The 5,479-nt window shown below is 71.1% G+C and carries 4 protein-coding genes; 2 read left to right on the top strand and 2 right to left on the bottom strand.

All coding sequences use genetic code 11. From position 1 onward, the window contains the following. A partial coding sequence (locus A612_RS06790) for a DEAD/DEAH box helicase (protein WP_019373757.1) occupies positions 1-1,734 on the top strand: 1,734 nt, incomplete at its 5' end. Between the two features lie 158 nt (positions 1,735-1,892). After that, complete coding sequence (locus A612_RS06785; protein WP_019373756.1) at positions 1,893-3,356, top strand: GGDEF domain-containing protein; 1,464 nt, start codon at positions 1,893-1,895, stop codon at positions 3,354-3,356. A 31-nt stretch (positions 3,357-3,387) separates the two neighbouring features. On the opposite strand, the gene A612_RS06780 is transcribed toward A612_RS06785, so the two are convergent. Together A612_RS06780 and A612_RS06775 are read right to left on the bottom strand one after the other, a co-directional pair. Beyond that, positions 3,388-4,617: a multidrug effflux MFS transporter gene (locus tag A612_RS06780; RefSeq protein WP_019373755.1), complete on the bottom strand. Its 1,230-nt coding sequence runs from the start codon at positions 4,615-4,617 to the stop codon at positions 3,388-3,390. 130 nt (positions 4,618-4,747) lie between these two features. Beyond that, entirely contained in the window at positions 4,748-5,227 is a 480-nt protein-coding gene (locus tag A612_RS06775) for a copper chaperone PCu(A)C (protein WP_040436261.1), read from the bottom strand. Positions 5,228-5,479 lie beyond the last annotated feature (252 nt).

Here is a 5,479-nt window from a genome sequence, read left to right as displayed (position 1 = left end):
CCCGTGGCTGCCGCCACTTCCGAACCTTCCCTGCCCGACGGCTTCACCCGCCTGGGCCTCGCGCCCGAGCTGGTGCAGGCTGTGCGCGACCTGGGCTACACCCAGCCCACCGCCGTGCAGGACAAGGCCATCCCCCTGGCCATGGGCGCGGGCGACGATGCCGGCCGCTTCATCGACCTGATGGTCTCCAGCCAGACCGGCAGCGGCAAGACCGCGGCCTTCCTGTTGCCCGTGCTGCACACGCTGCTGCAGCAGCAGGCGGCGGCGGAGGCGGCCCTGCGTGCCGAGCACGAGCGCGCCGCCGCGGAAGCCGCCGCCCGGGGCGAAGCCTTGCCCAAGCGCCCCAAGCGCAAGAATCCGACGCACTCGCGCAACTTCAAGGCGGCGACCCCCGGGGCGCTGATCCTGTGCCCGACGCGCGAGCTGGCCCAGCAGGTGGCGCACGACGCCATCGATCTGGTCAAGCACTGCAAGGGCCTGCGCATCGCCAACGTGGTCGGCGGCATGCCCTACCAGATGCAGATCGCGCGGCTGCAAAATGCCAACCTGGTGGTGGCCACGCCCGGGCGCCTGCTCGACCTGCAGCGCTCGCACCAGATCAAGCTCGACCAGGTGCAGTTCCTGGTGGTCGACGAGGCCGACCGCATGCTCGACCTGGGCTTTGCCGACGACCTGGCCGAGATCAACGCGCTGACGGCCGCGCGCCGCCAGACCATGATGTTCTCCGCCACCTTCGCGCCGCGCATCCAGCAGCTCGCCATGCGCGTCATGCGCGACGGCGGCGCCAGCGTGCAGAAGGTGCAGATCGACAGCCCGCAGGAAAAGCACGCCAACATCCGGCAAATGCTCTACTGGGCCGACAACGCCCAGCACAAGCGCCAGCTGCTCGACCACTGGCTGCGCGACACCAGCATCGACCAGGCCATCGTCTTCGCCAGCACGCAGATCGAGTGCGATGGCCTGGCGAATGATTTGCAGCAGGAAGGCTTTTCCGCCGTCGCACTGCACGGCGCCCTCAGCCAGGGCCTGCGCAACCGCCGCCTGATGGCGCTGAGGAACGGCCAGGTGCAGATCCTGGTGGCGACCGACGTGGCCGCCCGCGGCATCGACGTGCCGACGATCACGCACGTCTTCAACTACGGCCTGCCCATGAAGGCCGAGGACTACACGCACCGCATCGGCCGCACGGGCCGGGCCGGGCGCCAGGGGCTGGCCGTGACCTTCGCCGAGTTCCGCGACCGCCGCCGCATCTTCGACATCGAAGGCTACAGCCGCCAGCCCTTCAAGGCCGAGGTGGTGGCCGGGCTGGAGCCCACGCAGCGCTTCCCGCAGGGCGGCGGGCGCGGCGATTTCGGTGGGCGTGGGGGTCGTGAGGGTGGCCGTGGCGGTCCACGCGGCGGACGCGACCCGCGCTTCGAGCGCGGCGGCGAGCGCCCGGCCCACGGTGGTCGCTTCGACCCGCGCGCGGGCGGTGGCCGCTTTGCCGGCGAGCGCTTCGAGCGCGCTGCTCCGGCCGGCCGCCATGGCGACGGCCGCGGCCCTGGGCCGCGCGAGGAATTCGGTCGCCGCGAAGGTTTCCGGGAGCGCTTCGACGCGCCACGCGGCAACGGTTTCGGCCGCGGCGGTGCCCCCGCTGCTGCGCGCCCTCGCCCGGCCGGCGGCAAGCACCCGGGTGCCGGCCGCCCCTTCGTGCCGCACGAGGCGCGCCGCGGCGCGGAGCGTTCGGGCCGCTGAACACCCATCCCGCCGCCCGCCCCTTCCCGGGCGGATCGGCACCAGCCCGCGAGGCCGGCCCTGCGCATCCGCTGCAGGGCCGGCCTTTTTGCTGGACGCCCCGTCCCGGCCCAGCGCGTCTCCCGGGATAATGGCGCGTCCCCCCGGAGCTTCTTCGCATGGCGCAACCTTCCCCTTCCTCCCTGGCCGACTTCGAGCACATGTTCGATCTGGCTCCGGTCTCGCTGTGGCTGGAGGACTACAGCGCCGTGCGGGCGCTGTTCGCACGCTGGCGCGCCGCGGGCGTCCAGGACGTGGAGGCGCACCTGCGCGCCCACCCGCGCTGCGTCCAGGAGTACGGCGAGAGCATCCGGGTGCTGAAGGTGAACCGGCGCACGCTGGAGCTGTTTGCCGCGCCCGACCAGGCGGCGCTGGAGGCTGCGCTGCCGCAGGTCTTCAAGGGTGACATGCACCAGCATGCGATCGCCGAGATCGCGCAGCTGTGGAGCGGGGCGTCGGAGTTCACCAATCAGACGGTGAACTACGCCCTCGATGGCTGCCGCCTGGACGTGTTCATCCGCGGGCGCATTCTGCCGGGCCACGAGCAGGATTGGGACCGCGTGCTGGTTTCCCTGGAGGACAACACGGAGGCGCTGCGCGCGCAGCGCCGGCTCGAGCGCAGCGAGCGGTACGCGCGCGGGTTGTTCGAACACTCGCCCGTCTCGCTGTGGGTGGAGGATTTCAGCCAGGTCAAGCGCCTGCTGGACGAGGTGCGCGCGCAGGGGATCGTCGATTTCAAGACCTTCCTGAAGGTCCATCCCGAATTCGTCGCGCGCTGCATCCGGGAGATCCGCGTGGTCGACGTGAACCAGCTCACCCTGCAGCTCTTCGGCGCTGCCTCCAAGGACGAGCTGCTGGCCGGCACGGAGCGCATGTTCCGCGGCGAGATGCAGGACTCCTTTGCCGAGCAGCTCATCGACCTGTGGGAGGGCCGGCTGTTCCAGCAGCGCGAGGTGGTGAACTACACCCTGGCCGGCGAGCTGCTGCACATCCACATGCAGTTCGCCGTGCTGCAGGAGTGCTGGCACGACTGGAGCATGGTGCTGCTGTCGCTGGTGGACATCACGGCGCGCAAGAAGGCCGAGGCCTACCTGGAATACCTGGGCAAGCACGACGTGCTCACCGGGTTGCGCAACCGCGCCTACTATGTGGAGGAGCTCAACCGCCTGACGCGCAAGGGGCCCTGGCCGGTGGGCGTGCTGGCGATCGACCTGAATGGCCTGAAGGCGCTGAACGACGAGGAGGGCCACGCTGCCGGCGACGCCATGCTGCGCCGCGCCGGCGAGGTGCTGGCCAAGGCGGTGGACAACCCGGCCTGCGCCGCGCGCATCGGTGGCGACGAGTTCTGCATCCTCTTGCCGGGCGGCGACGAGCGCGCCGTGCAGGCCATGGTCGAGCGGCTCGCCAGCCTGCAGGAGCTGAACAACCAGTTCTACCCCGGCCAGCCCCTGAGTCTGTCGATCGGCACCGCGGTGGCGCGCTCCGGTGAGTCGCTGGAAGTCTCGCTGCAACAGGCCGACCAGGCCATGTACGAGCAGAAGAAGCGCTACTACGCGGCGCTGGGCAGGAACCGGCGCCACTAGGCCGTAGCGGCCCGCACGCCTGGCGACGGCGTCAGCGCTCGACCGAGCGGCCAATCTCCGGCCAGCGGTGGTGCAGGTAGATCCACGACACCAGGCCCACGCACATCATCAGCAGGGAAGCCAGCGCCAGCAGGCGCGTGGAGTGCATGACCAGCGGCGCCACCACGCCCGCGACCAGGCCGTTGGCGGTGGAGCCGACAAAAGCCTGCAGCGAGGACGCCATGCCGCGGCGGTGCGGGTACAGATCGAGCACCAGCAGCGTCACCACCGGCACCATCAGCGCCCAGCCGAAGGAGAAGATGGCGATCGGCAGCATCGCCCAGGCCACGTGCGCCGGGAACAGCAGGTTGGCGCCCAGGTTCAGCAGGCCCATGGCGAGCATGATCACGAAGCCGTGGCGGATCTGGCGCTTCGGGGCGATGCGCCCGGCCAGGCGCCCGCTGGCCCAGGCCCCGCCCATGATGCCCAGGATGTTGAGCAGGAAGAACCAGTAGAACTCGGTGGGCGCCAGGTGCAGGTGCTCGCCCAGGAAGGCCGGCGCCGACAGCACGTACAGGAACATGCCGTTGAACGGCACGCCGCTGGCGAGCGCCAGCAGCACGAAGCGCGGGCTGGTGCCCAGCTCCCAGTAGCCGCGCATCAGGTTGCCCATGTGCAGCGGCTGGCGCGTGGCCGGAGGCAGGGATTCGGGCAGCAGCCGCCAGTTGGCGATCCACAGGAACACGCCCACGGCCGTGAGGAACCAGAAGATGCTGTGCCAGTTCAGGTGCGCCGACAGCCAGCCGCCCACCATCGGCGCGATGGCCGGCGCGACCCCGAAGAAGATGGTCACCTGGCTCATGACCTGCTGGGCCTGCGCGGGCGGGTAGATGTCGCGAATGACGGCGCGCGAGACGACGATGCCCGCGCCCGCCGACAGCCCCTGCAGGGCACGAAAGAAGATCAGCTGGCCAATGCTCTGGGCCATGGCGCAGCCGGCCGAGGCGATGGTGAACACCGCCAATCCCCACAGCACCACCGGCCGGCGCCCGAAGCTGTCGGACAGCGAGCCGTGGAACAGCGTCATGAAGGCGAAGCCGAACAGGTAGGCCGACAGCGTCTGCTGCATCTCGATGGGCGTGGCATCGAGCGAGCGTGCGATGGCGCCGAAGGCCGGCAGGTAGGTGTCGATGGAGAACGGCCCCACCATGCCCAGCAGCGCGAGCAGCACGGCGAGGGCCCAGCGGGGGCCGCGCCAGAGGTTGTGGGCGTCAGGGTGCATGGAGCGGCTCGGGGGAGGGGGGCATCCGGCGTGCGAGATGGCGCGCCGGGCCGACGATTATCGACCAGCGGCCGCGCCCGCGCCTGCCGGCCGAGGCGCCGGCAGCGCGTCCTCCCGAGGGCGCGCAGCCTCAGTGGTGGCCGGCGCCGGGGTGCTCCCGGGTGGCGCCAGCGCCCAGCGCCCGCACCTGCGCCTGGACCTCCAGGGTCTGGCGGCTGCCGTCCTTGCCTTCGAAGACCAGCGTGAGCGGCAGTGTGCTGCCCGCCGCGATGGGCTGCTTGAGGTCCATCAGCATGATGTGCAGGCCGCCGGGCCGCAATCCGACGGTCTGGCCGGCGCCCAGGCTGAGGGCGGACAGGGGACGCATGCGCATGATGTCGCCCTCCTGCACCATTTCGTGCACCTCGGCCACGCCCGCCACGGGGCTTTGTACCTGGACCAGACGTGCATCCTGGGCAGCGGTCAGCTGCATGAAAACGCCGGTGGCCTTTTGCTGGGCGACGGTCGCGCGCGCCCAGGCGTCGTGTGCGCGCACCTGGGCGTGCGCCGGGCCGCCAAGGAAGGCCAGCAGGCCCAGAAGGGGGAGGAAAAGACGAAGAGAGAAGGCCATTGGGAAAAACCATCCGAAAGAGGGAAGAGGCGGGAGCGCCTGCGGCGCCGGGCATGCTCGGCCCGGCGGGGGCAGCCGCCACCTGAAAGGAAGAGGGGCAGGTGGGTGCGGCGCTGCTCAGGCGAGCAGGGGCGCCGCGGCGGCGGCAGGTGGCGCGCGTGCGGGAAAGGGAGCCCGGCTCAGGGGCGGTCGGTGGCGCGGTGCCGGTGGGATCAGGATGCGACCGGCGGCCGGCGGCGCCGCTGGCGGCAG

Origin of the sequence: Melaminivora alkalimesophila (assembly GCF_000282995.1) — a bacterium.
In the GTDB taxonomy this organism is placed as follows: Bacteria; Pseudomonadota; Gammaproteobacteria; order Burkholderiales; family Burkholderiaceae_C; genus Melaminivora; species Melaminivora alkalimesophila.
Note: the sequence above shows the minus strand (reverse complement) of the source record. Positions and strands in the feature narration are given on the sequence as shown.